Origin of the sequence: Citrobacter sp. W9 (assembly GCF_026719375.1) — a bacterium.
Taxonomy (GTDB): domain Bacteria; phylum Pseudomonadota; class Gammaproteobacteria; order Enterobacterales; family Enterobacteriaceae; genus Citrobacter; species Citrobacter werkmanii.
The window spans coordinates 1-1,390 of the sequence record NZ_JAPPTE010000068.1; the positions used below are offsets into that span (position 1 = coordinate 1).

General features: G+C 49.0%; 1 protein-coding gene. It reads right to left on the minus strand.

From position 1 onward, the window contains the following. Nucleotides 1-275: 275 nt before the first annotated feature. Complete coding sequence (locus tag OOJ59_RS27820) at nt 276-1,298, minus strand: IS110 family transposase (protein WP_001572362.1); 1,023 nt, start codon at nt 1,296-1,298, stop codon at nt 276-278. Nucleotides 1,299-1,390: the final 92 nt, after the last annotated feature.

A 1,390-nucleotide genomic window follows, 5' to 3' on the forward strand; every position in this document is an offset into this window, starting at 1 on the left:
TCGAAAATTATTGTACTATAAGGGCTTCCCCGGCGTGTCAACGCCGGTGTTTATGGTTTCTGTCTGCTCTTCAGTAAAAATAAAGGGGAGAGACTGCGGTACTATAAACGGCCATGATGAATCGTCATCGATTCGGACCCTGATGAAAGACGCGCGTGAGGTTCTTGTTCGTTAAGCGGATACGTATATCCTGTACAATAGCCAGATAGGCCTCACGGGGTCTAACCCTTTATCATCAACGAATTGCAGGTCAGATGGTTATTTTGTTTCGTGCTTTAGCTGGCTGAGTACAGCCTGAAATCATCACCGTAATGCAATGATGCCCAGCACAGCCTTGCGTTTTTGGCGGCGATGGCTACAACGGCACGCCAGTATCCTCTGCGATCGACCAGTGAACAGACCCAACGACTGAATAAATCAGTCCTTTTCTCGGCACCAATCAGAACCGAACGAGCCCCCTGAACCAGTAGCGTTCGCAGATACGAATCGCCAGCTTTAGTTATCCTGCCAAGCTTTGATTTCCCACCACTGCTGTACTGCGATGGCGTTAGTCCCAGCCAGGCTGCCAGTTGTCGCCCATTTTTAAAATCGTGTGCATTACCGATACTGGCGACCAGCGCACAGGCCGTTGTGGGACCAATCCCTTTCAGTTCCATCAATCGCTGGCTGCGGTGATCTGTTTTTGCCATGCGGGACAAAATCCGGTCATATTCAGTAATATTATCTTCAATACGATCAATGTGTTCCAGCAGGTCATTAACACATTGTTGAACCTGAAGTGGCAAAGAACTCTTCTGCTCAGAAACCATGTGACGCAGGGCATCTGTACTTTGTGGGGCGATGACACCGAATTCCGATATCAAACCTCTCAATCGGTTATATGTTGCTGTTTTCTCTTCGATAAAACCCTGTCTGATACGGTGTAGGCATTGCATCGCCTGCTGGCTCTCATCCTTCACTGGTACAAACCGCATATGCGGGCGACGAACTGCTTCACAGATAGCCTGAGCATCAGCTGCATCATTTTTGCCTGATTTACCGGCCATGCGGTAAGGAGATACAAATTTAGCAGCCATCAGCCGTGGTTCATGACCATATTGCCGAAACAACCTTGCCCAGTAGTGAGCCCCGGAGCATGCCTCCATCCCGATAACACAGGGAGGTAAACTGGCAATCAGCTCAGGAAGGGCAGCACGCGATACTTTGGGTTTAACCAGAACAGTTTTACCGTGTTGGTCAACGCAGTGAACAGCGAACACATTTTTAGCAAGATCGATACCGACAGTCGTGATGGTCATAACGAATCCCTCCGGGGCTATGTTTACCCCATGATTGCACAAGAGTTAATCAGGCGCATATCCAGGGGAAGTCCCTTCCATTCGTTAAGGCT